This is a genomic window from Tabrizicola sp., assembly GCF_041919135.1.
Taxonomy (GTDB): Bacteria; Pseudomonadota; Alphaproteobacteria; order Rhodobacterales; family Rhodobacteraceae; genus Tabrizicola.
This window is the reverse complement of record NZ_JAYRUJ010000001.1, coordinates 348,226-371,928: the sequence shown is the minus strand read 5'-3', so window position 1 is coordinate 371,928 and position 23,703 is coordinate 348,226. Positions and strand designations below refer to the sequence as shown.

The following is a 23,703-nucleotide window of genomic DNA, read 5'->3' as shown; positions in this document are numbered from 1 at the left end:
TCGCACCGTCGCAGGGTGCGCCGAAGCGCATCTGACATCCCCCGCGTAGGGTGCGCCACAGCGCAGCCTGCCCCCTACCACCACCCCCGGCCCGCCAGCCATCCCTGCGCCTTCGCCAGTTTCCGGTTGACCGGCCCGGCCCCCAGCCCCTCCCCGGTGGCCAACCGCTCCAGCACCACCTCTACCGGACAGGCCCGCCCGCTGACCGGGTCCCGGTAGCGCGGGTATTCGACCAGGGCGCCATGGACAAGCCGCTCCAGGCTGAGCGGCCCCCGCCAGTCCGGCACCGGCGCGAGGTCCCGCGTCAGGCCCCGGCCTGCATAGAACGGCGTCCCGAGGCAGGTGACCGGCACCCCCCGGACCAGCGCCTCGAAGCCCAGGAGCGAGGTCATCGTCCAGACCTCGTCCACCTCGGCCAGCAAGGCCGCGGGATCGGCCCGCTCCAGCACCAGATCGGCCGGCCCCGCCATCGCCCCCGGCCGCAGCCCCGCCACCACGTCGGGATGCGGCTTGTAGATCACCACCGCCCCCGGATTCTCCGCCCTGACCGCCCGCAGCAGGGCCAGGTTCGTCCGCACCGCCCCGGCCCCCCGCAGGATCGAGGCGTCGTCCTCCACCTGGCCCGGCACCAGGATGCGGCGGCCCTTCGGCAATTCGGGCAGGGGCGGGGCGGCGAGGTTGTATTTCGACAATCCCCGCTGACGCAGCACCGAGATCAGCGCCCGCGCCCGTGCCTCGCCACCCGGCGGCATCGGGGTGGCCAGCAGCGCGTCCAGCCGCGAGGGGCGCGAAGGGTCGAAGTAGATGCCCCGGTCGTCCGTCACCAGCGAGAGCGGCGGCACCAGTTCGGCCCCCAGCCCGCGCGAGCGCAGGAACCCGTCCTCCACCCGCAGGCAGGGCGCGCGCGGGCGGAACCCCTCCGGCTCCTTCCCGGCCCAGAGCAGCAGCCCGCGTCCCGTTTCGGCCGCCAGCCGGTCCGCCGCCGCCGGATCGGCGCGAAACCGCAAGGGCCCGAAGAAACCGCGCAGATGCGGCCGCTTCCACAGCCGCATCCCCGCCGCCACATGGCCACGCCGGTCCTCGCGGAAGGTGCGGACCTCGGCCTCGAGCTGGTCGATCACCGTCTCGACCTCGCAGAGCCGGTCGCGGCAGGGGTCATACCAGAGCGGCACACGGATCATCGCGCCCGCGAACAGCTCCTCGACGCTCAGGCGGCGGGTGCGGCGGGGCAGGGGGCGCTCGTCCCGGCTCAGGCCCCAGCCGGCATAGAAGGGCTGGCCGAAGACACGCGGGCGGTGGCCCTGCAGGATCGCCTCGAAGCCCAGCTGCGAGGACACCGCATAGACCGCCGCCGCCCCCGCCAGCAGCCGCTGCGGCGCGACCGGAGCGGTCAGCAGCGCGACCCGCCCCCCGGCCCGGTCGAAATGGCCGGGACGCAGGCCGGCCGTCGTCTCGGGATGGGTGCGGATCACGATCCGGCTCTCGGGATGCTCGCGCAGCGCGGCGGCAAGCATTGCCTGGAAATCCTCGGCGCTGGCCCCGGAATGCCGGATCGCCGCGTCGCCCCTGGTCTGGTCCACGACCAGCACATAGCCCGGATCGGGCGCAGACAGGTCAAGGTCGAAATTGTTGTATTTTGAAAGATGAAGATGCTGGATCCGCGCCATAGCCAGCCTTGCACGGTCCAGAATGTTCGAATCCTGCAATTCCGCCGCCAGCGCCGCCTCCAGCGCCGAGGGGGTGGAACTGTCGAAGTGAACGCCCAGCGGATCCACCAGCAGGCCAAGGGGCGCATCCCCGCCCGCCCGGCCGGGGTGGATCGAGCGCAGGAAGGCGTCCTCGACCCGGATCAGCGGCAGGCCCGTTGCCGTCGCCAGCCTTTCCCCCCGCCAGGCCGTCGGGCTCCGGCCCCAGACCAGCAGGCCGTCGCCCTTCCGGGGCAGGCCCAGGCGCAGCTCGTGCCCGGCAAGTTCCAGCATCCGGTGCAGGCGGCGGTCGCGCGCCAGCGACAGGTTCTGATGCCAGAGCCGTCGCGGAACCCCGGCCAGGCCCTTGCCCGCCACGGCCGGGTCAGTTGCCGGACGTGGCGGTATTGGCCAGGGTCGACGCCGCCCCGGTGGTGCCGGTGACCGCGCCCAGCGTCTTTTGCCACTGCACGAAGGGGGCCTCGGTCACGTAAAGCGTGTCGCCGTCGCGGATCTGGAAATCCCGCGCCTCGAACAGGCCGGTGGGTTCCGTCAGGTCCAGCACATAGATCATCCGCTGTTCGCCCACCAGATCGGCCCGCCCCAGCACGTCCCGCGCCACCGCCTCGTCCTCCTCGCGCAGGACGAAGATGCCGGTCGGGTCGGCCGAGCCGGTCGAAAGCCCGCCGACCGTGGCGATCGCCTCCAGCGCCGAGAGGGTCTCGGATTCGAAGGGCACCAGGTTTTGCCCGCCGGTCGCGCCAAGCGCGATGAAGCTGCGGCTGTCCTCCTCGATCACGATCTTGTCGCCGGGGCGCAGCGCGATGTCCAGCGCGGGGTTCGCGTAAAGGTCCTTCAGCCAGATCTTGCCGGTCTGGCCGCCGCGCGTCACCCGCACGATGGCGACGCCGGGGTCGATCGCCACGCCGCCGGATTTTGCCAGCATCGTGGCCAGCGTCCGTGTCGGGGCCTCGATCGGATAGACGCCATTCGCCCCCGCCTGACCCGAGATCGAGACCGTCGCCCCGTCCCCCGCCATGCGGGTGACGCTGACCTGCGGGTCCGGGGTCTGGTCCTCGAGCTGGCGGGTGATCGCCTGGCGCAGCCCCTCGGGCGTCTGGCCGGCGGCCTTGATGCGCCCGGCATAGGGGATGTAGATAAAACCCTGCCCGTCGACCTGGATTTCCTGCAGGCTGGTCACCCGCTGGCCGGAATTGCCCAGCAGCGGGTCGTCCTTCACGTTCTCGAAGACGCTGACGCCCAGCACATCGCCGGCGCTGATCACGTCCGACCCCATCAGCCCCGCCTTGCGGAAGGACTCGCTGAAGCCGAAGCTTGGCTGTATCGCGGTGGCCCGGCTGACGGCGGGGGTCACGGGAACGACATGGGCATTGCCCTCGCGCTCGACCGAGCCGGCGAGGACCTCGCGCTTGGTCGGACCCGAGCGGGGCAGCCCGCAGGAGGGGACCATCGAAACCAGGGTCAGAAGGGCGACCGCCCTGACCAGATACCGTCTACGCACTGCCGGATTCCTCGCGCTCCGCCCGATGCGGGGAAACTAGCGAAACTGCCGGGGCTGCGCCAGCCGGTCCTGCCGGAATCAGCGCACCAGGCGCAGATTTTGCCGTGGCGCCGCGCTGCCGGACAGAAGCGCCTGATAGGGGTCGTCGGGCGCAAGCATCAGGTCCACCACCTGCCGCAGCAGGTATCGCCGGCCGTCTGCGGAATAGAAGCCCCCGACCAGCTGCGAGGTCTCCAGCAGGAACTGCCGGTAGTCGCGATAGGCGCGGGTATCGGGGCCTTCCGGGGCGGCGAAGAACTCGGCCAGCGGCTGCGAGGAGACGAACTCCGGCTTGGCATAGACCGCCGCGCCGAAACTGCGCAGCGGCACCCCGCGCCACAGGGCCTGCTGCCCGGCGGTGGAATTGACCGTCACCGCGCCGCGCGCCTCGGCCAGCAGCCCGGCCAGCTTGCCGCCCCGGACGAAATGCACGCGCGCGCCGATCCCGTGCAGCCGCGCCAGACGCCGGATCTCGGGCAAGAGCGGCACGCGGCCGTCCTCCAGCGGATGGGCCTTGAACACCAGATGGTGATGCGGCGGCGCGCCACGGGCGAAGCTTTCCACGACCAGCGCCAGGAAGTCGGTCATGCTGGCGAAAGGGGAATGGGCGCGGAAGCTTGCGTCATGCTCCAGCTGCAGGATCGCCAGATGATAGGGAAAGCCGCCGCGCCGGATGCGGCGGGTGGCAAGCCGGCGCTCGACCCGGTAGAGCGGCATCAGGAAGAAGCGCCGCAGGTGCAGCCGGAACTCCTGCCCCACGGTAAGGGCGCGATGCGGGCGGAAGTTGCGATAGGCCCGGCGGCCAAGCGCCACGAAGGCATGATAGATCGCGCCCCAGAACATGTGCTGGCGCATGTCGCCCCAGGTGCCGGGCGAATCGGGCAGGTCGCGGTCCACCCGCTCCAGCGCCGCCCGCATCTCGGGCAGGGTCAGCTGCATCAGCCGCGAATGGCCGTTCGACCCGCCGCGTTCGTAGCTGACCCAGTAGGGCCGGAGGTAGCCTTCCTCGAAGACATGCACGGTGATCCCGCGCGCGCGGGCCAGGCGGACGGCCTCGGCATGGATCGGCCGCGTGTCGCCGTAAAGCACCAGGTCGGTGATCCGCAGCCTGTCCATCAGCGCGGCGCAGGTCGCGGGCCAGAGGTCGTGGCTGTCCTGGAACGGGATATAGCCCTCGCCGCGCCAGAACATCCGGTCGCCGAGGTTGAACCCCACCCGCCAGACCCGCGCCCCGGCCGCGCGCAGCATCCGCCCCAGGCGGTGGAACCAGGGGCCATGCGGCCCTTGCAGGAACAGGAAACGACGGTCGCTCAACCCAAGGTCACTCGTGCGCATCACGCCCGCGGAGGCGTGGCAAGAAGTCAGGCCCGGATCATGACACCTTGGCCCTTGGGCTTGCAAGCGGGTCGGGGCGGCTTTACCTCAGGGGAAAAGCAGGAGAAGCGGATGTTCACCGGAATTGTCACCGATGTCGGCCGGATCGTCGAGACGAAGCTCACCGGCGACCTGCGCGCCCGGATCGCGACGCGCTATGACGTGGCGGGCATCGACATCGGCGCCTCGATTGCCTGCGACGGGGTCTGCCTGACGGTGGTGGCGCTGGGCCCCGACGGCTGGTTCGATGTCGAGATCTCGGCCGAGACCCTGTCGAAGACCAATCTCGGCGGCTGGGCCCCCGGCAAACGGGTGAACCTCGAACGCGCGCTGAAGGTCGGGGACGAACTCGGGGGGCATATCGTCTCGGGCCATGTCGACGGGCTGGCCGAGGTGGTGGGGGTGCGGCAGGAGGGCGGCTCGGTCCGCGTGACCTTCCGCGCGCCCGAGGCCCTGGCGCGGTTCATCGCGCCGAAAGGGTCGGTGGCGCTGAACGGCACCTCGCTGACGGTGAACGAGGTCGCGGGGGCCGAGTTCGGCGTGAACCTGATCCCGCATACCCAGGAGGTGACCACCTGGGGCGAGGTGAAGGCCGGGGACCGCGTGAACCTGGAGGTCGACACCATGGCCCGCTATGTGGCCCGCCTGCGCGAGTTCGACTGAGGGCGGGCCGGGGGTTTCATACCCTCGCGGCCAGTGGTGCCATGGCGCGACTACTGGCACCCGCGGGTTCGCTCCCAGCGCAATCTGACCCGAATTGCGCCGAAAGGGCGGCCATGAAAAACGGCGGCCCCGAAGGACCGCCGTTCCTGCAATGTCCGGCAGATCAGGCCGCGCGGCTGACCAGCACGCTGTCCACCTGCTTGGCGGCACCGGCCTCGTCCACGCCGGAGACGGCGGCGACTTCGCGGGTCAGGCGCTCCAGCGCCGCCTCGTAGAGCTGACGCTCGGAATAGGACTGCTCGCGCTGGTCGTCGGCGCGGTGCAGGTCGCGCACCACTTCGGCGATCGACAAGAGGTCGCCCGAGTTGATCTTCTGCTCGTATTCCTGCGCCCGGCGCGACCACATCGCGCGCTTGACCTTGGCCTTGCCCTTCAGCGTGTCCAGCGCCTTGGTCACCACATCGGGGGCCGACAGCGCGCGCATGCCGATGTCCAGCGCCTTGTGGGTGGGGACGCGCAGGGTCATCTTGTCCTTCTCGAAGGAGATGACGAAAAGCTCCAGCTGAATCCCGGCGATCTGCTGCTCCTCGATCGAGATGATCTTGCCCACGCCATGCGCGGGGTAGACCACGAAATCGTTCGGGCGGAATTCAGGCTTCTTCGGTTTGGTCATACGGCACATTCCCCAGATCGGAACCCTGTTCCACAACAAACTCCGCCCACCGGGGCACCCCAGCCCTGGTGTGTGGAGTTGGCTAGTCGCAGAAACACACGGCCGGGCGGGATGCGCCAAGCCGTCAGACAGGCTTCCATGCTTGTTTGTAGACAAACCATAACACAAAACGCGCCTGATTCCAACTGCCGCAGAACCGGGTCCCTGGCAGGGAAAGCATTGTATTGTCACGGTTTATCCGGGCGAAGCCCGGCTTGCGCCTTTCCGTGGCCCGAATCGGTCGGCGATCAGCCGCCGGTTCCGGGCGCCTCGGAGAAATACTTCTCGCGCTTGTTCGGTTCCCCGTCGCGCTCCTCATATCCGGGCAGCGGGTCCTTTTTCGTCACGATCACCGGCCATTGCACCGCATATTTGCGGTTGAAGGCCACCCATTCCTCAAGGTTGGGCTCGGTGTCGGGGCGGATCGCGTCGGCGGGGCATTCCGGCTCGCAGACGCCGCAGTCGATGCATTCATCCGGGTGGATGACAAGCATGTTCTCGCCTTCGTAGAAGCAATCCACCGGGCAGACCTCGACGCAGTCGGTGTATTTGCAGGCGATGCAGTTGTCGATGACGACATAGGTCATGGCGTGACTCGGATGCGATGCGTTCAGGGTTAGCTAGAGCAGGCGGGCGGATCATTCAAGCGGCTCCGGCGTCGCAGGCGGCTCGAGATCGTGGTAAAGCGTCTGCGCCTCGCCGGCCGGGCCGCGCCGCTGGCCCAGGGCCAGGATGCGGACCACCCGGATGCGGCCGCCTTGCGCAAAGGTCAGGACGTCGCCCGCGCCGACGTCGCGGCCGGGGCGGGTGACGCGGGTGCCGTTCACCCGGACCGCGCCGGATTCGATCATCTCGGCGGCCAGGCCACGGCTCTTGAAGAACCGGGCCTGCCAGAGCCATTTGTCCAGACGCAGGCCGGGGGCCGCCGAAGGGTTCGGCTTTCCCGACGGCCCGGCCAATCAGACCTTGCCCTTGAGCGCGAGGAGCGCGGCGAAGGGGTTGTCGGGGTCGATCGGCTTTTCGGCGCGGGGCGGGCGGGCCTCGAAGCTTTTCTGCCGCTCCTCGCGCGGGGGCTTGCCGCCCTTGCGGTCGGGACGGTCGCCCTTGGGCCGGTCGTGTTTCGGCCGATCGCCCTGCGGACGCTCGCCCTGGGCTTCGCGCCGGGGGCGGTCGCCGCGCGGGCGGTCGCCCTCCTTCCGCTCGGGCCGGGGGCCACGGTCGCCGCCGCGTTCCGGCCGGGGACGCGGCTTCGGCGCCCAGGTGAAGGTGTAGAAGGATTCCATCTCCGGCGCGGCCTCGGGTTCCGGCGCGGGTTCCGGGGCGAGGATCGAGACTTCCTCGGGGATCGGCACGCCGGCGGCGATGGCGGCGGCGGCTTCCTCGGAGATTTCGGGCGCCTTCGGGGCCTCGGCCGCCTTGACCTTGACCCGCTCCGCCTTCTCGCCCTTGTAGCCAAGGCCCGCCATCAGGTCGGCGAACTGGTCCAGCGTCATGCCGGTGATCGACAGCATGTCGGGCGTCGCCTCGAAGCCCGCGCGGCTGTCCTTCTGCCGCAGGATGTCGGCCAGGCGTTCCAGCATGTCGATGCGGATCGCCCGCGCGCCGGCCGGGTGATAGCCCGCGAGCGTGTAATGCTGTTTCGGCACCTCGGCCACGTTCGGGATCGTCACCAGGCCCGGAGGCGGCGATTCCGGGAATTCCTGCAACCCGTTCCACAGCGACCACAGCACCAGCCGCAGCCGGGTGGGGGCGGGCTTCAGCAGGGCGGGCAGGAAGATGGTGAACTGGCCGAAGCGGACGCCATGCTTGCGCAGCGCCCCGCGCGCCTCCTGGTCCAGCTCCTTGACCTCGGTCGCGACGGCGTCGCGCGGCAGGACGCCCATCGCCTCGGTCAGGCGGAAGGCGAACCCACGGGCGAGGCCGGTCAGCGCCTCGTCCCGGCCCATGGCCAGAAGCGGGTCGAACTGGGCCGCGACCTTGCGGTCGATGAAGTGCTGCAGGCGACGGCGCACCTTTTCGGCGACCTCGGGACCGGCTTCCTCATCGACGAAGGCCTCGACCGCCGGTTTCGCGGGCTCGGCGCCCTTGACCAGCTTGCCAACGGCATTGCTGCCCCACATCAGGCCGCCCTGTTCGGTGAAGTCCAGCTCGGTATCCGGCGCGTTGTAGAAACGGTCGGCGCGCAGGTGGAACTCGGGCTTCAGCGCCTGGAGCGCGGCCTGCGCCAGCGTGCGCGCGGCATCGCCCGTCGCGCTGGCATCCTGGCGGAAGCGGAATCCTTCCAGCCGGCCGGCGAACTCGCCCTCGACCGTCACTTCGCCCTTGTCGTTCACTTCGGCCACCAGAGCCTCCTTCTGCTTCAACCGGCGAAGCAGGACAGAAGTCCGCCGGTCGACAAATCGTTGCGTCAATGCCGCATGCAGGGCATCCGACAGGCGGTCTTCTACAGCGCGGGTTTCCTCGCGCCAATGGCTTTCGTCTTGGACCCAGTTTTTCCGCTGAGTGACATAGGTCCAGGTCCGGATATAGGCCAGGCGGCGCGACAGGGCGTCGATGTCGCCCTCGGTCCGGTCGATCCGTTTCACCGCCTGCGCCAGCCAGTCCGAGGGGATCCGCCCCCCGCCAAGGCCCCTGCCGACCAGGAATTCGTAGATCCGCGCCAGCAGGGCGGCATGTTCCGTGCCGGAGGAGGACCGGAAGTCCGGAATGCGGCAGACGTCCCAGAGAAGCTGCACGCGCTTCGGTTCGGTCAGCCGCTCCCGCACCTCGGGCATGGCGGCCAGCGCCTTCAGCGCCAGCAGGTCGTCGGCGTCCCGCGCGCGGGTCAGCCAGTCGTTCGAGGTCGGCTCCTCCAGGCTGCGGATCAGCCGCTCGGCGCTGCCGAATTCCAGCGATTCGTTGCGCCAGTGCAGCTTTCTGACCGGGGCGAAGCGGTGGCTCTCGATCGCCTCTACCAGATCCTCGTCGAAGGGCCGCGCCTCGCCGGTGACGCCGAAGGTGCCGTCCTCGGTATGGCGGCCCGCCCGGCCCGCGATCTGCGCCAGCTCCTGCGGATAAAGGGCGCGCATCCGCCGCCCGTCGAACTTGGCCGTCGCCGAAAACGCCACATGCTTGATGTCGAGGTTCAGCCCCATGCCGATGGCATCGGTCGCCACCAGATAATCCACGTCGCCGTTCTGGTAGAGCGCGACCTGCGCATTCCGCGTGCGCGGGGACAGCGCGCCCATCACCACCGCGCAGCCGCCCTTCTGGCGCCGGATCAGCTCGGCGATCGCATAGACATTCTCGACCGAGAAGCCGACGATGGCCGACCGGGGCGGCATCCGGCTGATCTTCTTCGACCCGGTATAGGCCAGCGTCGACAGCCGGTCGCGGCGCAGGAAGGTGACATGCGGCACCAGCGCCGCAATCGCGCCGCGCATCGTGTCGGACCCCAGGAACAGCGTCTCGTTCAGCCCGCGCGCCCGCAGCAGGCGGTCGGTGAACACATGCCCCCGGTCGGCATCGGCGCAAAGCTGGATCTCGTCCACGGCGACGAAATCCGCGCCGATCTCCAGCGGCATCGCTTCGGTGGTGCAGACCCAGTATTGCGTCCGCTCCGGAACGATCCGTTCCTCGCCCGTCACCAGCGCCACGACCGAAGGGCCGACGCGGGCGACGATCCGGTCATAGACCTCGCGCGCCAGCAGCCGCAGCGGCAGGCCGATGACGCCGGTGCGGTGCGCCAGCATCCGCTCGATCGCATGGTGGGTCTTGCCGGTGTTGGTCGGTCCAAGGACCGCCGTCACCCGCCGCTGGGCGTCCATCGGTTAAAGCTCCTGCCCCTCGGCCTCGGTCTCCAGCCGCTCCACCGCTTCGGGGATGCCCTCCAGATGCGGATGGATCGCCAGCGCCGCCCGATAGGCCGCCAGCGCCTTGTCCGGCCGGTCGCTGTCCTCGAAGATCGCGCCCAAGCCCGCCAGCGCCCCGAAATGGCGCGGGTTCAGCGTCAGCACATGCGCGATGTCGGCAAGCGAGGGCCCGAACTCCCCCGCCTGGAAATAGGCCGTGGCCCGCCCGTTCCAGCCCTCGGCGAAATCGGGGTCATGGTCGATGACGGCGGTGAAATGCGCGATCGCCTGCCCGGTGTCGCCCAGTTCCAGCGCATCGCGCCCGCGCTGCAACAGAAGGTCGATCGCGGGCGACCCCGATTTTGACCATTCGATCCAGATCTCGCTCTCGATCCGGGCGGCCTCTGCGGGCGTGGCGGTCTGCAACCGGGTGAACAGATCGTCCAGCCGGGCGCTATCCCCGGCCGCGGCCAGGCCGCAAGTCAGGAAAAGCGGAACAAGTGCCGCAACGATACGATTGAGAATGGCGGCACGGACACCCATAACGTGAAGGTAACCGATCCGCGCGAGATTGCCAGTGGCGCCCGGGTCACGAAGGAGAGATGCGATGAGCGAACTGATCGATGCGGCGGTAAAGGCACTGTCGGCGAAACTGTCGGGCGGCTATGACGGGGTGGCCAAGTTCGTCATCCCGGGCGAGGGGGCGATCATGCTCGACCACGCCGGCGTCCGCGCCGGGGATGACGAGGCCGACGTGACCCTCACGGCCGAGGCCGATGTGTTCCGCGCCATCCTCGACGGTGCGATGAATCCGACCATGGCCTTCATGACCGGCAAGCTGAAGGTGGACGGCAGCATGGGCCAGGCGATGAAGCTTGGCGCGGTGCTGGGGTGATCCAGGGGCTGACGCCTGCGCCCTTCCACGAAGGGATCGCCGATGCGCCGCCGGGCGCGGTCGCGGTCTGGGCGCGGGCGGGTGCTGTGCGGATCCGGCTGGCCTGGTGGCAGGGCGGGACGAAGGGGACGGTGTTCCTGCTGCCCGGCCGGACCGAATGCGTCGAGAAATACGGCCGCGCCGCGGGCGACCTCATCGCGCGGGGCTGGTCGGTCATCACCATCGACTGGCGCGGCCAGGGCCTGGCCGACCGGGCGCTGCCCGATCCGATGGCGGGTCATGTCGGCGATTTCGCGGAATACCAGCAGGATTTCGACGCGATGCTGGCCGCCGCCCGGCAGGCCGGCCTGCCCGAGCCCTGGCATATCCTGGCCCATTCCATGGGCGGCTGCATCGGCCTGCGCGGCCTGATGCGCGGCCTGCCGTTCCGCTCGGCGGTGTTCTCGGCGCCGATGTGGGGGATCTCGATGGCCGCCTGGCTGCGTCCGGTGGCGCATGTGGTCTCGGCGCTGGCCGGCCCCCTGCGCTATGCCCATCGCTATGCCCCGACGACGGGGGGCGAGTCCTACATCCTGACCGCGCCCTTCGAGGGCAATGTGCTGACCACCGACCGCGAGATGTGGGAGTATATGGCCGCGCAATTGCATGCGGTGCCCGGGCTGGCGCTGGGCGGGCCGTCGATCGCCTGGCTGCGCGCGGCGCTGCGCGAATGCGCGGCACTCGCCACGCGGCCCGCGCCGGACCTGCCGGCGATCTGCGCCATGGGGTCGGGCGAAAAGGTGGTGGACCTGGCCCCGGTGCATCTGCGGATGGCCCGCTGGCCGGGGGGCGAGCTGGACATCTATCCCGGGGCCGAGCACGAGATCATGATGGAAGGCCACGAGGTCCGCCGCCGATTCTTCGACCGCGCCGCCAGACTCTTCGACGCCTCCCGTCCTTAGGGCGAATCGCCCGGCGCCCGAAGAGCGCCGGCAGGACGGAGGAACCACCCACCCCGCGCGAGGGTTCCGCAACTGTCCCCACCGGCGCGGGTGGGCGATCCGCCCGGCTTCCGGACCGGGGATCACTCGGCCGCGTCGCTGCCGAATTCCAGACTCTGCCCTTCCGGTCCTGTCAGCACCAGCTGCCCGCCTTCGGTCACCTCGGCCCGGCTCATCGCCTCCAGCGCGGCGAAGAAGGCCGCCTCATCCGCCAGACTGTCGCAGGCCATCCGCGTCGCCCGGATGCCTTGCAGCTTCAGCTCCGGCAGGGTTGCCCCGTTCAGGCTTGACCAGTTGTTGCACGGCGCCTTCCCGGCCAGCGTCCCGTCCGCCTCGATCCGCAAGGTGGCGCGATAGTCGACCGCCACCCCGTCGACCGAGACGAGCCGCCAGTCGACCCCGACGGGGTCCTGGGCGCAGGCGGCCGTGGTGGTCACGGCCAGAAGGGCGGCAAGGGAAAGCAGACGCATGTCACCGGCTCCATATCATCGGGTTCGTCATCCCTTCGACGCATCAGAAGGCCCCGGGCTTGGCCTCGCGCGCCATGTGGTCGAGGACGGCGTTGACGAACTTCGGCTCCTTGCCCTCGGGGAAGAAGGCTTTCGCCACGTCGACATATTCGGTGATCGTGACCTTGGGCGGCGTCGCCATGTCCACCAGCTCCGCCCCCGCCGCGCGGAACAGCGCGCGCAGCACCGGGTCGATCCGGTCGATCGGCCAGGCCGCGACCAGCGCCCGGTCGGTCATCTGGTCGATCTTCGCCTGCCAGTTCACCGCCGCGCCCACGACGGCGCGGAAATGGTCGACATCGCCCTCGGCGAACTCGCCCTCGTCATAGGTCGCGCCAAGACGGTGCGTCTCGAACTCGCGCGTCACCGCCTCGACCGTCTGGCCCGAGACTTCCATCTGGAAAAGCGCCTGTACGGCGTAAAGCCGCGCGGCCGATTTCATCTGGCGCTTCTGCTGCCCCTTGTCCGTCATGCCCGAAAGCCGATCCCCTTGGATTTTCCGGCCCATTTGCGCGAAAGCGCGATCAGGTGCAAGGCCGCCGCCGCCGCCCCGCCGCCCTTGTCCTGGCCCGAGGGATCCGCCCGCACCTCGGCCTGGGCGCGGTTCTCCACCGTCAGGATGCCGTTGCCGATGCAGGCCCCCTGCAACCCCAGCAGGCTGAGCGCGCGGCTGGAATCGTTGCAGACCGTGTCGTAATGCGTCGTCTCGCCCCGGATCACGCAACCCAGCGCGACATAGCCGTCATATTCCGCCAGCCTTTGCGCCATGGCGATGGCCGAGGGCACCTCCAGCGCGCCGGGGACCTCGACCAGGTCGACCTCGGCCCCGCAGGCCGCGCCCACCGCGCGCGCGCCCGCGATCAGGTTGTCGGCGATGTCCTTGTAGTAGGGCGCCACCACGATCAAAAGCTTTACCGGCTTGTCGAAGCCGGGCAGGGGCAGGGTGTAATGCGTCTCGGTCCCGGCCATGGGATCACTCCTTGATCGGATGGGTGCCCGCGATGGTCAGCCCGTAGGCATCCAGCCCCACGAACTTCGGCGCGGCGGAATTCGTCACCAGCGTGATCGACGACAGCCCCAGCGCGGAGAGGATCTGCGCCCCCACGCCATATTGCCGCAACGTCTGCGGCGAATGTTCGCCCGGCGTCACCATCTTCATCGTCGTGTCGCGCAACAGCACCACCACCCCGCGCCCCTCGGCCGCGATGATCCGCATCGCCGCCGGCAGCTCGCCGCCGCCGCCCACGCCCAGAACATCCTCCAGCGGGTTCAGCGCATGGACCCGCACCAGCACCGGGCCGGGTGCCGCGAGGTCGCCCTTCGACAGCACCACATGCTCGTCGCCATGGGTCTCGTCGGCAAAGACCCGCATCAGCCAGTCGCCGCCATGCGCCGAGGAGACCGATTTCACCGCCTTTTCCGTGATCAGGTTGTCATGCCGGCGGCGATAGGCGATCAGGTCGCTGATCGTGCCGATCTTCAGCCCGTGCTTCTGGGCAAAGGTGATCAGGTCCGGCAGCCGCGCCATGGTGCCGTCGTCGTTCATGATCTCGCAGATCACGCCGCTGGGGTTCAGCCCGGCCAGGCGGCTGACGTCCACCGCCGCCTCGGTATGGCCCGCCCGCACCAGCACCCCGCCCTCGCGGGCGCGCAGCGGGAAGATATGGCCCGGCGTCGCGATGTCGGCCGCGCCCTTGGTCGGGTCGATCGCCACCGAGACCGTCCGCGCCCGGTCGGCGGCCGAGATCCCCGTCGTCACCCCCTCGCGCGCCTCGATCGACAGGGTGAAGGCGGTCTCGTGCCGGCTGGAGTTCTTCGGGCTCATCAGCGGCAGGCCCAGGGCGTCGATCCGTTCCTTCGGCATCGCCAGGCAGATCAGCCCCCGGCCATGCGTCGCCATGAAGTTGATCGCATGCGGCGTGCACATCTGCGCCGGGATCACCAGGTCGCCCTCGTTCTCGCGGTCCTCGTGATCGACGAGGATGAACATCCGCCCGTTGCGGGCATCCTCGATGATATCCTCGGTCGAGGAGATGGCGTCGGAGTAGTCTGACATGGGCGGCATCCTGCGTCTGGTTCCGCCGATGTATCGCGGCGCCGGCGCAAATGCCAGAGCTTCGGATGTGCGCGGAACGCAGACTCACCCCGCGCTGGCGGCAAGGACGGCCAGGCAGGCCACCTCGGCCAGTTGCTCCGCCGCGCCCAGGATATCGCCGGTCTGCCCGCCGATCCGCCGCAGCGCCAGCCGCGCCAGCCATAGCACGGCCAGCGCCGCCAGCGCCACCATCGGCAGCGCGGCGGCCCCGGCGAAGATCAGCGCGATCAGCACCGCGATCCCGATCCCGGCCAGCACCCGGTCCCTGGGCGGGCGGCCGGTGGCATGGCTCAGCCCGGTGCCGCGCGCATTCGGCAGGCCGGCCATCAGCGCCGCCATCGGCGACCGCGCCAGCGCACCCACGGCGACCAGCGCCCAGATCTCTCCGGCCGCGAGGATCGTCACCAGCGCCGACCAGCGCGCCAGCGTGACCAGCAGCAGCGCCAGCACGCCATAGCTGCCGACCCGGCTGTCCTTCATGATCTCCAGCCGCCGCTCGCGCGTCCAGGCGCCGAACAGGCCGTCCGCCGTGTCCGACAGCCCGTCCTCGTGCAGCCCCCCGGTCAGGATCGCCCCCAGCGCCAGCACCATGGCCGCCGTGACCCCCGGCGTGAAGCCCAGCCACAGCGCGATCCCGGCCAGCGCCGCCGCCAGCGCCCCCAGCGCCGCCCCGACCAGCGGCCAGGCCCAGGCCGAAGCCGCGCCCGTCCCCCGGTGATCCGGCATCGGCAGCCGCGTCAGCAGCGCAAAGCCCGAGGCAAGATCATCCCACATTCCGTTTCCCCCAGTTCACCCTGCGGCAATCCGACGCCATGTCGCGAAGCGGGCCCAAAGCGGCACATCCCGGCTGGCCCTGCCTGTGGCCATGGGGTAGCCCCAACCCATCTCAGGATCAATCGGGAGTAGATGATGCCGTTCCAGACCCTCGCCGAATTTCGCAGCCTCCTCGACCGCCTGCCCGCACCGGACGCGGCGGCGCTGGCCGGGGCGGAGGCGCGGAACGGCCAGTTGACCAAGCCCCCCGGTGCGCTCGGGCGGCTTGAGCGGGTGGCGCTCTGGCTGGCGGGCTGGCAGGGCACCGACAGGCCGCATGCCGACCGGCCGCAGATCGTGATCTTCGCGGGAAATCATGGCGTTACCGCGCAAGGCGTCTCGGCCTTCCCGCCCGAGGTCACGGTGCAGATGGTGGCGAACTTCGCCCATGGCGGGGCCGCGATCAACCAGCTGGCGAAGGCGTTCGGCGCGAAGCTGGATGTCGTCCCGCTGGAGCTGGAGCGCCCGACCGCCGATTTCACCCAGGGCCCCGCGATGACCGAGGCCGAGGTCGTCGCGGCGCTGCGCCTGGGCTACGGCGCCGTCGATCCCGAGGCTGACCTGTTCGTCGCGGGCGAGATGGGGATCGGCAATACCACCGTCGCCGCCGCGCTGGCCGCGGCGCTTTATGGCGGCGCGGGCTGGGCCGGGCGCGGCACCGGGGTGGACGATGCGGGCCTTGACCGGAAAGAGGCCGCCGTCGCCGCCGGAGTGGCGCGCCACGCGGCGATGCTGGGCGATCCGCTCGAGGTCCTGCGCTGCCTCGGCGGTCGCGAGCTGGCGGCGATGACCGGCGCGATCGTCGCGGCGCGGATGCACCGGGTGCCGGTGATTCTCGACGGTTTCGTCGTCTGCGCCGCGGCTGCGGTGCTGGAACGGTCGGTGCCCGGCGCGCTTGACCATTGCATCGCCGGGCATCAATCGGCCGAAGGCGCGCATCCCCGCCTGCTGGAGCGTCTGGGGAAAGAGCCGCTCCTGTCGCTTGGCCTGCGTCTGGGCGAGGGGTCCGGCGCCGCGCTGGCGATCGGGGTGGCGCAGGGCGCGGTGGCCTGCCATTCCGGCATGGCAACCTTCGCCGAGGCCGGAGTCGCCGCCGGTTCCTGACCGGATGCTCCTCGTTCGACTTCGTCTCCTCGTCGCCGGGCGGCGAGGAGTGACGAAGTCATCGACGAGCGGGGCGGCCAGTCCCTAACAAAGGGTGAATGTCCGCAGCCAACCCATTGATTTCAAGCGAATCGCATTTGCTGTCCGCAGTGGACAGTCACGCTCGCGGCAGCTTCAGGCTGAGCAGCCGCCCGCCCTTCTGATAGCGGACCTCGGTCTCGGTGATCGCCTTGATCGTCCCCCCGTCGATCTTGTCCCCCACCGTGACCTTCTTGTAGCGCCCGTTCGATTGCCGGATCAGCGCATACCGGCGCGAGTCGGTGCCGTAGGTCCCGATCAGGTTCAGTTTCGACAGGTTGATCGCATCCGCAAAGGTCGCCTGCTTGGCCACGCTGGCCTTGGTCGGGATCGACGGAGCCGCGCTGGCGGTCTCGGGCTCGTTCAGCTCGTCCAGTTCCTCGGGCTTGGCCTCGGGGGCCGGGGCGGCGGCGGCGACCTCCTGCGGTTCGGGCGCGCGCACGGCGGCGGCGACGGCGGCCTCGACCGCGCCGGTGAAGTCCTTCGGCCGGGCTGCCGGGCGCATCGAGATGGCGACGATGGAAGGATTCCGCGCCTCCAGCGCCTCGGCGGCGGCCAGGTTCGCCTCGGCCTGGGCGGCAAGCGAGGCGCCCTGCGCGCCAAGGTCGGCTGGCTTGGCCGCGGCGGCGGCGGCGAGAACGGTCTCGGGGCGGGGCAGGGGGCGGCGACCGGCGAATTCCGCCGCCGCTGCCGGATCGGGCGTCAGCGCGGCTCCATCCCCGGTGGCGGGGGGAACCAGCGTCTCGGGCCGGGGGCGGGGGCGGAATTCGGCGAGCGCCGGGTCGGCATAGGCGGGAGCGGCGGCAGGTTCGGCCGCATCGGCGGCGGTCACCAGCGAGGCATCGGCGGCGGTGGCGGCGGCGGGATCGGCTGCGGGTGCCGCAGGTGCGGGCTGGGCGGCGGCGGCCAGGGCGGCGGCGGTTTCGCTGCGCGAGGGCGGCAGGCGCGGCGGCTTGCCCGCGATCAGGAACACGCCGTCGGGGCTGACGATCCCCTCTTTCGTGGGCTTCAGAAGGCCGTTCGCATCGAACTGGTAGACGGTGCCGAAGGCCGGGGGCGGCATCGTGGGCGCGGGCGCGGCGTCGGCCCGGTCGACCGGGGCGGGCAGCGCCAGGGCATCCAGCGCCGCCGGCGGCGCGTCCATGGCGGAGAGGAAGATCTCGTCCTGATCCTCGGCCGGGGCCTCGGCGGTCGCCACCTCGGTCGCGACGGCGGTCCCGGGCGCGGGTTCGGCGGCAGCCGCCTCGGTCGCCGCCTCGGGGGCAGCTTCCGGCACGGCTTCCTCCAGGGCCAGATTCACCGCAGCGGGGTCGGCCTCCGGCGCGGCACCGGCCGCTTCCGCCGGCGGAGCCGTCTGGCCCTCGGGGTCCTGCATGTCGGCCAGCATCTCGTCGTCGATGCCGGGGTCGGCCGTGGTGATGGCGGTTTCCTCGGTCGCGCCGGGGTCGCCGCCCGCGAGGTAGTAGGACGACCAGGCGGCGATCAGCGCGAGGAACAACAGAAGGAGCGCCACCAGGACCGTGAAGACGATCCCGGTCCGCCCGCGCGTCGGTGCGGCGGCCCCGAAGGTTCCGCCGGGGCGCGAGGGCGATTTCACCGTGGTCGGGCCCGGCATCGCCGGACGCGGGATCTCGGTGCCCGGCTTCAGCTTTGGCTTGCTGCGCGTGCCGGGAATCGTGGGGGCGGTGACCAGGCCCTGAAAGCCCTTGGTGGCGGGCGCGGGCCGGCTGGCCGCTGGCGGCACGGCCCCGGGGCGCAGCGTGGCCTCGGCCCCGCGGGGCGGGGCGGCGACCGGCGGGGCGGAGGAGGGCGCCGCGCCTTGGGTCCCGGAGCGGCGGCTGGCAAAGGCCATCAGCGCCGCCGAGGGCGGGGCGGGCGGGATTTCATCCTCCAGCTCCGGCGCGGTCACGCTGGGCTTCGGCACCACCGGCGGCGGGGCGGGAGGCGCATCCTCGTCGGCGACCTCGGCGAAGGGGGCTTCCTCGACCTCGTCGACGCGCGGGGTCGCAGGTTCCGGGGCGGCGGGCATTGCCGCGACAGGTTCCACGACCGGCGCGGGTTCGGGCGCGGGTTCGGGCGTCGGCTCGGGCCGGCGGGCGGGCTCGGGTGCGGGCCGGGCGAGATCTTCCGCGATCGGCTCTGCCTCGGGCACGGGGGCCGCGGGCAGGTCCGGTGCGGGCGGCAGGTCGGCGGTCCGCGCCTCGTCCGGACCGGGAGGGCTGTCGTCCGCGGCGATCGCGGCTTCGGCCGGCGGGGGGGCCGGCTCCTCCACCACGGCCGGCTCCTCCGCCACGGGCGGAACCTCGGCCATCGGCGGCGTTTCGGCGACGGCAGGCGCGCGCGCCGGGGGAGGGGCGACGGGCAGGTCGCGTTGCAGGATCGAGACCGGCTCGCGGTCCTTCTCGACCGTCTCGCCTTCGGCAAGGATGGCGGCGGCGGCATCGGTCTGGCCGAAGAACGGCTCGCCCACGAAGCTGCCATCCTCGGGGATCGCGACGAAGCCGACCGGGTTCAGCCGGTGCCGGGTCGCGAAGCCCTCGGCCTCCTCCAGGGTCTCGCGCGCCACGACGGCGACCTTCACGGTCGCGCCCTTGCCGGACCAGTCGAACACCAGGTCGTCCACGGCATAGGGCGTCCGCCCCTCAAGCGCGGCGGCGATCTGGCGGCGCTTCTCGTCGCGGCTGGGGCCGGGGGCATTGACCTCGGTATAGAGGATCTGGCTGTTGGGCAGGACGATCTTGGTGGCCATTCCCAGCGGAGAGAGACCGAGCGCGGTCTTGCGCAGATAGGCCAGCGCCTCGTCCAGGTCGGGGGCGTCGAAGGCCACCTCGCCCAGCGGCAGCCAGCCTTTCGGCGTCCGATGCAGAAGGCCCACGACGTCGCGGGTGAGATCAAGTGCGAAAGTCGGTTTCATGCGGCGGGTCTAGCACGGAAAATGAAAGCGCGGGAACTTGCCGCGCGGGGGTGGCGCAGAACTACAGCAGCTTTTCGCCGAAAGAAAGGGAAAGGGCCAAGGATCGGCTTGCCTGCGACGTCACAAACCCGAAAACCTGCGCCGAACCAAGGAGAAACCCGATGCGCCAACTCACTGCCCTTGCCCTTGCGGCCGCCCTTGCCCTGCCGCTTGCAGCCCCTGCCATGGCCGAGGAGGCGCGGGTGCCGATGATCAACGTGACCGGCACCGGCACGGTCGAGGCGGCCCCCGACATCGCCACCCTCTCGATCGGGGTGACCACGCAGGGCGAGACGGCGGTGGCCGCGCTGGCCGCCAACTCCGCCGCGATGGAGGCGGTGATGGCGCGGCTGACCGCGGCCGGGGTCGAGGCGCGGGACATGCAGACCTCGAACCTGTCGGTCAACCCGAACTGGACCGGCTATGACAGCGGCACGCCGGCGATCTCGGGCTATGTCGCGGCGAACCTGCTGACGGTGACGATCCGCGACCTGGCGGGCCTGGGTCCGGTGCTGGACGCGGCAGTGCAGGACGGGGCCAACACGCTGAACGGGCTGAGCTTCGGCGTTGCCGATCCCGACCCGCTTCTGGACGAGGCGCGCAAGGAGGCGGTGGCCGATGCAAGGGCACGGGCCGAGCTTCTGGCCGCGGCGGCGGGGGTGAAGCTGGGCCGCATCCTCTCGATCAGCGAGGGCGCGCCGGAGGGCGGGCCGGTGCCGATGTACAAGGCCGAGCTTGCGGCGGCCCCGGTGCCGGTGGCGGCGGGTGCGATGGATGTGGCGGCCTCGGTCACGATCTTCTACGAGATCGCCGAGTGACGGGATCCGGCCGAAACCGCAACTGCACCGCCGTTTCGGCCTGATTTTGCCCAAGTTTTCGGCAAGACAGCGTCGGAAGGCGGGAGCGAGGTTAATGGTGCGTCGGATCAGCTTGGCCATCCTTGGCACTGCCGTGTTTGCGGCGGTGGCGCTGGTGCTGGGCGGTCCCGGCCCGCTGGAGCGGATCCTGCCTCGCCAGGCGCTGGACTATCTGGAAAGCGCGGGCGTCTTCGGCCTTCATGGCCGTTCGGGCCAGAGGCCGCAGGACTTCCTGCAAGAGGGCGCCGACGGCCTTGTCGCCGTGGGGCCGATAGCGGCCGGGGCGGGCAATCGGCCGGTCTTCATCGGGGATGTGGTGGCCGGCTATACCACTCGGGCCGCAGCCGACATCCCGGCCGAGGTCACGACGATCCGCCCGATCATGGGTTGCCGCCCGACTCCGCCGCAGGAGGGGACGCATTTCGGACATGTCACCGCCGGGACCAGCGGGATCGGGCTGGCGCTGTCCACCTACGACGACAGCGACCTTGCCGCCGGGGTGCAGCGTCTGGTCGATCACTATCGCCAGACCGGAAATGCCGCGATGCCGGATCTCTCCGGTCCCGGCTATGAGGCCTATGACGTCGCGGTGACCGAAACCTCGGCCCCGGTCTACCTGGTCCTCGAGACGGGCGCGGGCAACCGGATGTGGAACCTGCACCTTGCCCCCGGCGCCCGGATCGAGCGGGTGATCCTGCTGGGCGGCACCCAGGCCGGGATCGCCAACCTGGACCCGGTCGTGCCGGTCGAGGTCATCCTGGATGCGGACCTGGCAAGCTGCGGCATCCATCCGGCCTATGGGTCCGAGGGCATGTCGTCCGGGGCCGAGGCCTATGACCGCTGGTTTCTGGATGCCTTCGGGGTCGCGGCCTCCTCCAGCCGGATCGGGTTCGACCGGGGCACGATCTCGCTGGTCGGCCCGGTTCCGGGGGCCGAGGGCCCGAAGGCGAGCTACGCCCCGATCAACGGCGCAAGGATCCGCGCGACCCAGGACCAGTTCTTCGAGATCCGGGGCCAGGCCGGCAAGGGCGAGAATTTCGCGGCGCGGGTGAAGGCCATCGCCCTGACCTTCGCCTTTGGCGATCTGGACTACCTTCGGCAGGGGGCAAGCTTCTGATGCCGCGCCTGTTGATCGCATCCGGCCTGCTGCTGATGGCCGTGGGCTTCGGCACGGCCGGCTGGAAGCATTTCCGCTCTCCCCCGCCGCGGGCCGAGGCCGAACTGCCGCCGCCGCCGCCGGGGATGCCCCGGCAGGGCTGGCTGATCTCGCCCTCGGGCGGGCTGGTGCCGCAGGACGAGGCGCTGGCCTTCCTGCGGCAGGATCGCTTCATGCCGGCCCGGACGGTCACCGTGCTGCGCGATGCGCATCTGGCCGATCTGCTGGTCCAGGGCGAGAAACTGCCCGATGCGCCCTATCTGCAGGTCCTGGCCGACATCCGCGCCCCGATGCTGGCCGGGATGCTGTGCAAGGAAATGACCACGACCCTGGCCGCCGATTGCGCGGTGAACCGGGCGCGGGTCGAGGCGGGCAGCGTCGATCCGCTGGAAGGCACGGCGAGGTTCCGCATCGAGCTGGTGTTCCGCCTGAAGCCCGAGGCCGAGGAACTGCCGGACCTTGGCACCCATGTCCTGACCGGAGCCCGCCGGACCCTGGACCTCGACCCCGGTGCCGAGGGCACGGAATCCCCCGAGGCCGCGCTTGCCGTCGCCCTTGCCCAGGCGCAGGCCGCCTGCCCCGAGGAGGGGCTGTTCTGCCGGATCCAGCGCCTTGCGGTGGACTGGTCCGAGGCGGCGCCGGTCAGCCTGACGGCCGAAGTCGCCTGGCTTCGGCCGCTGCCGAAGGGCGTCATCGCGCTGCCGCCGCTGGAGGCCGCCCCGGGGGGCTGACCTCCGCGCCGCGAGGGCTCAGGCCTTGGACAGCGCCTGGTCGAGATCGGCGATGATGTCCTCGACATTCTCGATCCCGATCGAGAGCCGCACCGAATCCGGCGCGGCGCCGGCCTTGATCTGCGCCTCCTCGGACAGTTGCCGGTGGGTGGTCGAGGCCGGATGGATGATCAGGCTGCGGGTATCGCCCAGGTTCGCGACATGGCTGAACAGCTTTACATTGTCGATCAGCCGGACGCAGGCCTCATAGCCGCCCTTCACCGTGAAGGTGAACAGCGCGCCGGGGCCCTTGGGGGTGATCTTCTGCGCCAGATGGTAGTAGGGCGAGGATCTCAGTCCCGGCCAGGTGACCGAGCCGACCCGCGGATCCTGCTCCAGCCACTCGGCCACGATCTTCGCGTTCTCGACATGGCGCTGCATCCGGAGTGCCAGCGTCTCGATCCCCATCAGCGTGTAATGCGCGCCCTGCGGGTTCATCGTCATGCCGAGGTCGCGCAGGCCGATGGCGATGGAGTGGAAGGTATAGGCCATCCCGCCCAGCGTCGGGTGGAAGACAAGGCCGTGATAGGCGGGTTCGGGTTGCGAAAGCGAGGGGAACTTGTCGCTGGCCGACCAGTCGAACTTGCCCGAGTCGACCACGATCCCGCCGGTGACGGTGCCGTTGCCGGTCAGGTATTTGGTGGCCGAATGCACGACGATGGTCGCGCCCAGGTCGATCGGGCGGCAGAGATAGGGGCTGGCGGTGGTGTTGTCGACGATCAGCGGGATGCCGGCCTGGTTCGCCACGCGGGCGATGGCGGGAATGTCCGAGATCGCGCCGCCGGGATTGCAGATCGTCTCGCAGAACAGCGCGCGGGTGTCGCCGTCGATCGCGGCCTCGATCGCCTTGGGATCGTCGAAGTCGACGAATTTCGCCGACCAGCCGAACTTGCGGATCGTGTTCGAGAACTGCTGGATCGTGCCACCGTAAAGCCGGGTCGAGGCGACGACGTTGCGCCCCGGCTGCATCAGCGGGAACAGCGCCATGATCTGCGCCGCATGGCCCGAGGAACAGGCGATGGCCCCGGCCCCGCCTTCCAGCGCGCAGACCCGGTTCGCCAGCGCCGAGACGGTGGGGTTGGTCAGGCGGGAATAGATGTTGCCGACTTCCTGCAGGTTGAACAGCCTGGCCGCATGTTCGGCGTCGCGGAAGACGTAGGCCGTGGTCTGGTAGATCGGAATCTGCCGGGCCCCGGTGGCGGGGTCGGGCTCGGCGCCAGCGTGGATGGCGAGGGTTTCGAAGCCAAGGGGTCTGTCGGTCATGGGGTCCTCCCGTATCTGGCGGCAGGGTATGCAAGGATGCGGGCAGGCGCAACGGGGGCGGGTGGTGAAGGATGATGATAGGGAAATCAATGGCTTGGTTCGGGGGATCGGAGGGAAATCCTTCCGGCCGCCGTGCGAGGTGGGCTGTAGCGCATCCTACGCCGCCGGACGGTTGATTTGCGTCAATGCGGCGGTGTGCCGGTCGGGTCAGTCTGGGCGGGCAATTCGCGTGCTTCGGAGGATGGCGATGAAAGGGATTGTGACGATCGGACTTCTTGCGGCACTCCTTAGCCTTACGGCCTGTGCGGAGACCGGGCAGTATCCGGTCGGGGGCGACCAGTGCGGCCCGACCGATCCGGTGCAGAAGCTGGATGCCGCCGATTGCGTGGTTCCGGGCCGCTGAGC

The 23,703-nt window shown here is 70.3% G+C and carries 23 protein-coding genes; 8 read left to right on the top strand and 15 right to left on the bottom strand.

The window, feature by feature from the left end; genetic code table 11:
• Positions 1-74 precede the first annotated feature (74 nt).
• The 3 genes from ACE3UA_RS01805 to ACE3UA_RS01795 form a co-directional block, all read right to left on the bottom strand.
• A complete protein-coding gene (locus ACE3UA_RS01805) occupies positions 75-1,979 on the bottom strand; it encodes a capsular polysaccharide biosynthesis protein (protein WP_374641939.1) in 1,905 nt (634 codons plus the stop codon).
• A 91-nt stretch (positions 1,980-2,070) separates the two neighbouring features.
• Positions 2,071-3,156 carry a polysaccharide biosynthesis/export family protein gene (locus ACE3UA_RS01800; RefSeq protein WP_374641937.1) on the bottom strand — a complete coding sequence of 362 codons (1,086 nt, stop codon included), beginning with the start codon at positions 3,154-3,156 and terminating at the stop codon, positions 2,071-2,073.
• A gap of 129 nt (positions 3,157-3,285) precedes the next feature.
• On the bottom strand, positions 3,286-4,560 hold the full coding sequence (locus ACE3UA_RS01795) for a capsule biosynthesis protein (RefSeq protein ID WP_374641886.1): 1,275 nt from the start codon (positions 4,558-4,560) through the stop codon (positions 3,286-3,288).
• Positions 4,561-4,692: 132 nt separating this feature from the next.
• Here ACE3UA_RS01795 and ACE3UA_RS01790 point away from each other — a divergent pair, with 132 nt between their 5' ends.
• Positions 4,693-5,283, top strand: a complete 591-nt coding sequence (locus ACE3UA_RS01790) for a riboflavin synthase (protein WP_374641884.1) — start codon at positions 4,693-4,695, stop codon at positions 5,281-5,283.
• Positions 5,284-5,446: 163 nt separating this feature from the next.
• Here the strand turns inward: ACE3UA_RS01790 and ACE3UA_RS01785 are convergent, their stop codons facing one another.
• The 5 genes from ACE3UA_RS01785 to ACE3UA_RS01765 form a co-directional block, all read right to left on the bottom strand.
• Positions 5,447-5,956: a CarD family transcriptional regulator gene (locus ACE3UA_RS01785; RefSeq protein ID WP_374641882.1), complete on the bottom strand. Its 510-nt coding sequence runs from the start codon at positions 5,954-5,956 to the stop codon at positions 5,447-5,449.
• 287 nt (positions 5,957-6,243) lie between these two features.
• Entirely contained in the window at positions 6,244-6,582 is a 339-nt protein-coding gene (gene fdxA / locus ACE3UA_RS01780) for a ferredoxin FdxA (protein ID WP_197641946.1), read from the bottom strand.
• Positions 6,583-6,633: 51 nt separating this feature from the next.
• Positions 6,634-6,954 carry an RNA-binding S4 domain-containing protein gene (locus ACE3UA_RS01775; protein WP_374641880.1) on the bottom strand — a complete coding sequence of 107 codons (321 nt, stop codon included), beginning with the start codon at positions 6,952-6,954 and terminating at the stop codon, positions 6,634-6,636.
• On the bottom strand, positions 6,955-9,801 hold the full coding sequence (locus tag ACE3UA_RS01770) for a helicase-related protein (protein ID WP_374641878.1): 2,847 nt from the start codon (positions 9,799-9,801) through the stop codon (positions 6,955-6,957).
• A 3-nt stretch (positions 9,802-9,804) separates the two neighbouring features.
• A complete protein-coding gene (locus ACE3UA_RS01765) occupies positions 9,805-10,368 on the bottom strand; it encodes a tetratricopeptide repeat protein (protein WP_374641876.1) in 564 nt (187 codons plus the stop codon).
• Between the two features lie 64 nt (positions 10,369-10,432).
• On the opposite strand from ACE3UA_RS01765, the gene ACE3UA_RS01760 reads away from it, so the two are divergent.
• Both ACE3UA_RS01760 and ACE3UA_RS01755 read left to right on the top strand, forming a co-directional pair.
• Positions 10,433-10,720, top strand: coding sequence for an SCP2 sterol-binding domain-containing protein (locus ACE3UA_RS01760; protein WP_374641874.1), 288 nt, complete (start codon positions 10,433-10,435; stop codon positions 10,718-10,720).
• A gap of 8 nt (positions 10,721-10,728) precedes the next feature.
• Positions 10,729-11,661 carry an alpha/beta fold hydrolase gene (locus tag ACE3UA_RS01755; RefSeq protein ID WP_374641935.1) on the top strand — a complete coding sequence of 311 codons (933 nt, stop codon included), beginning with the start codon at positions 10,729-10,731 and terminating at the stop codon, positions 11,659-11,661.
• A 122-nt stretch (positions 11,662-11,783) separates the two neighbouring features.
• On the opposite strand, the gene ACE3UA_RS01750 is transcribed toward ACE3UA_RS01755, so the two are convergent.
• The 5 genes from ACE3UA_RS01750 to cobS all read right to left on the bottom strand — a co-directional run bounded on the left by ACE3UA_RS01750 (position 11,784) and on the right by cobS (position 15,078).
• On the bottom strand, positions 11,784-12,170 hold the full coding sequence (locus tag ACE3UA_RS01750) for an META domain-containing protein (protein ID WP_374641872.1): 387 nt from the start codon (positions 12,168-12,170) through the stop codon (positions 11,784-11,786).
• 43 nt (positions 12,171-12,213) lie between these two features.
• The gene (nusB, locus tag ACE3UA_RS01745; protein WP_242070035.1) at positions 12,214-12,681 is read right to left on the bottom strand and encodes a transcription antitermination factor NusB; all 468 of its coding nucleotides are present in this window, start codon (positions 12,679-12,681) and stop codon (positions 12,214-12,216) included.
• Positions 12,678-13,178 (bottom strand): 6,7-dimethyl-8-ribityllumazine synthase, encoded by a 501-nt coding sequence (locus ACE3UA_RS01740; RefSeq protein WP_374641869.1) that lies wholly within the window; start codon positions 13,176-13,178, stop codon positions 12,678-12,680. Before ACE3UA_RS01740 ends, nusB begins: the two co-directional genes overlap by 4 nt.
• Positions 13,179-13,182: 4 nt before the next feature.
• Complete coding sequence (ribB, locus tag ACE3UA_RS01735; RefSeq protein WP_374641867.1) at positions 13,183-14,274, bottom strand: 3,4-dihydroxy-2-butanone-4-phosphate synthase; 1,092 nt, start codon at positions 14,272-14,274, stop codon at positions 13,183-13,185.
• A gap of 75 nt (positions 14,275-14,349) precedes the next feature.
• Positions 14,350-15,078, bottom strand: coding sequence for an adenosylcobinamide-GDP ribazoletransferase (gene cobS, locus ACE3UA_RS01730; protein WP_374641865.1), 729 nt, complete (start codon positions 15,076-15,078; stop codon positions 14,350-14,352).
• Positions 15,079-15,210: 132 nt separating this feature from the next.
• Between cobS and cobT the strand changes: the two genes are divergently transcribed.
• Positions 15,211-16,221 carry a nicotinate-nucleotide--dimethylbenzimidazole phosphoribosyltransferase gene (cobT, locus tag ACE3UA_RS01725; RefSeq protein ID WP_374641863.1) on the top strand — a complete coding sequence of 337 codons (1,011 nt, stop codon included), beginning with the start codon at positions 15,211-15,213 and terminating at the stop codon, positions 16,219-16,221.
• Positions 16,222-16,378: 157 nt separating this feature from the next.
• Here cobT and ACE3UA_RS01720 read toward each other — a convergent pair whose 3' ends face one another.
• Positions 16,379-19,213: a translation initiation factor 2 gene (locus ACE3UA_RS01720; RefSeq protein ID WP_374641861.1), complete on the bottom strand. Its 2,835-nt coding sequence runs from the start codon at positions 19,211-19,213 to the stop codon at positions 16,379-16,381.
• Positions 19,214-19,374: 161 nt separating this feature from the next.
• On the opposite strand from ACE3UA_RS01720, the gene ACE3UA_RS01715 reads away from it, so the two are divergent.
• From ACE3UA_RS01715 to ACE3UA_RS01705, 3 genes are all read left to right on the top strand, one after another.
• Positions 19,375-20,070 carry an SIMPL domain-containing protein gene (locus ACE3UA_RS01715; protein ID WP_374641859.1) on the top strand — a complete coding sequence of 232 codons (696 nt, stop codon included), beginning with the start codon at positions 19,375-19,377 and terminating at the stop codon, positions 20,068-20,070.
• Positions 20,071-20,164: 94 nt separating this feature from the next.
• Positions 20,165-21,226, top strand: coding sequence for a hypothetical protein (locus tag ACE3UA_RS01710; protein WP_374641857.1), 1,062 nt, complete (start codon positions 20,165-20,167; stop codon positions 21,224-21,226).
• Positions 21,226-21,996 (top strand): hypothetical protein, encoded by a 771-nt coding sequence (locus ACE3UA_RS01705; RefSeq protein ID WP_374641855.1) that lies wholly within the window; start codon positions 21,226-21,228, stop codon positions 21,994-21,996. Before ACE3UA_RS01710 ends, ACE3UA_RS01705 begins: the two co-directional genes overlap by 1 nt.
• A gap of 18 nt (positions 21,997-22,014) precedes the next feature.
• Here ACE3UA_RS01705 and ACE3UA_RS01700 read toward each other — a convergent pair whose 3' ends face one another.
• Positions 22,015-23,298 (bottom strand): O-acetylhomoserine aminocarboxypropyltransferase/cysteine synthase family protein, encoded by a 1,284-nt coding sequence (locus ACE3UA_RS01700; RefSeq protein WP_374641853.1) that lies wholly within the window; start codon positions 23,296-23,298, stop codon positions 22,015-22,017.
• Positions 23,299-23,545: 247 nt separating this feature from the next.
• Here ACE3UA_RS01700 and ACE3UA_RS01695 point away from each other — a divergent pair, with 247 nt between their 5' ends.
• The gene (locus tag ACE3UA_RS01695) at positions 23,546-23,701 is read left to right on the top strand and encodes a hypothetical protein (protein WP_374641851.1); all 156 of its coding nucleotides are present in this window, start codon (positions 23,546-23,548) and stop codon (positions 23,699-23,701) included.
• Positions 23,702-23,703 lie beyond the last annotated feature (2 nt).

Excerpts from the sequence above, each read along its gene's own strand:
- ACE3UA_RS01800 (WP_374641937.1), bottom strand. The coding sequence starts at position 3,156 with ATGGTCCCCTCCTGCGGGCTGCCCCGCTCGGGTCCGACCAAGCGCGAG.
- ACE3UA_RS01720 (WP_374641861.1), bottom strand. The coding sequence starts at position 19,213 with ATGAAACCGACTTTCGCACTTGATCTCACCCGCGACGTCGTGGGCCTT.
- ACE3UA_RS01765 (WP_374641876.1), bottom strand. The coding sequence starts at position 10,368 with ATGGGTGTCCGTGCCGCCATTCTCAATCGTATCGTTGCGGCACTTGTT.
- ACE3UA_RS01805 (WP_374641939.1), bottom strand. The coding sequence starts at position 1,979 with ATGCTGGAACTTGCCGGGCACGAGCTGCGCCTGGGCCTGCCCCGGAAG.
- fdxA (WP_197641946.1), bottom strand. The coding sequence starts at position 6,582 with ATGACCTATGTCGTCATCGACAACTGCATCGCCTGCAAATACACCGAC.
- ribB (WP_374641867.1), bottom strand. The coding sequence starts at position 14,274 with ATGCCGCCCATGTCAGACTACTCCGACGCCATCTCCTCGACCGAGGAT.
- ACE3UA_RS01740 (WP_374641869.1), bottom strand. The coding sequence starts at position 13,178 with ATGGCCGGGACCGAGACGCATTACACCCTGCCCCTGCCCGGCTTCGAC.
- ACE3UA_RS01785 (WP_374641882.1), bottom strand. The coding sequence starts at position 5,956 with ATGACCAAACCGAAGAAGCCTGAATTCCGCCCGAACGATTTCGTGGTC.
- ACE3UA_RS01760 (WP_374641874.1), top strand. The coding sequence starts at position 10,433 with ATGAGCGAACTGATCGATGCGGCGGTAAAGGCACTGTCGGCGAAACTG.
- cobT (WP_374641863.1), top strand. The coding sequence starts at position 15,211 with ATGATGCCGTTCCAGACCCTCGCCGAATTTCGCAGCCTCCTCGACCGC.
- ACE3UA_RS01705 (WP_374641855.1), top strand. The coding sequence starts at position 21,226 with ATGCCGCGCCTGTTGATCGCATCCGGCCTGCTGCTGATGGCCGTGGGC.
- ACE3UA_RS01710 (WP_374641857.1), top strand. The coding sequence starts at position 20,165 with ATGGTGCGTCGGATCAGCTTGGCCATCCTTGGCACTGCCGTGTTTGCG.
- cobS (WP_374641865.1), bottom strand. The coding sequence starts at position 15,078 with ATGTGGGATGATCTTGCCTCGGGCTTTGCGCTGCTGACGCGGCTGCCG.
- ACE3UA_RS01700 (WP_374641853.1), bottom strand. The coding sequence starts at position 23,298 with ATGACCGACAGACCCCTTGGCTTCGAAACCCTCGCCATCCACGCTGGC.
- ACE3UA_RS01770 (WP_374641878.1), bottom strand. The coding sequence starts at position 9,801 with ATGGACGCCCAGCGGCGGGTGACGGCGGTCCTTGGACCGACCAACACC.
- ACE3UA_RS01695 (WP_374641851.1), top strand. The coding sequence starts at position 23,546 with ATGAAAGGGATTGTGACGATCGGACTTCTTGCGGCACTCCTTAGCCTT.
- ACE3UA_RS01750 (WP_374641872.1), bottom strand. The coding sequence starts at position 12,170 with ATGCGTCTGCTTTCCCTTGCCGCCCTTCTGGCCGTGACCACCACGGCC.
- nusB (WP_242070035.1), bottom strand. The coding sequence starts at position 12,681 with ATGACGGACAAGGGGCAGCAGAAGCGCCAGATGAAATCGGCCGCGCGG.
- ACE3UA_RS01790 (WP_374641884.1), top strand. The coding sequence starts at position 4,693 with ATGTTCACCGGAATTGTCACCGATGTCGGCCGGATCGTCGAGACGAAG.
- ACE3UA_RS01715 (WP_374641859.1), top strand. The coding sequence starts at position 19,375 with ATGCGCCAACTCACTGCCCTTGCCCTTGCGGCCGCCCTTGCCCTGCCG.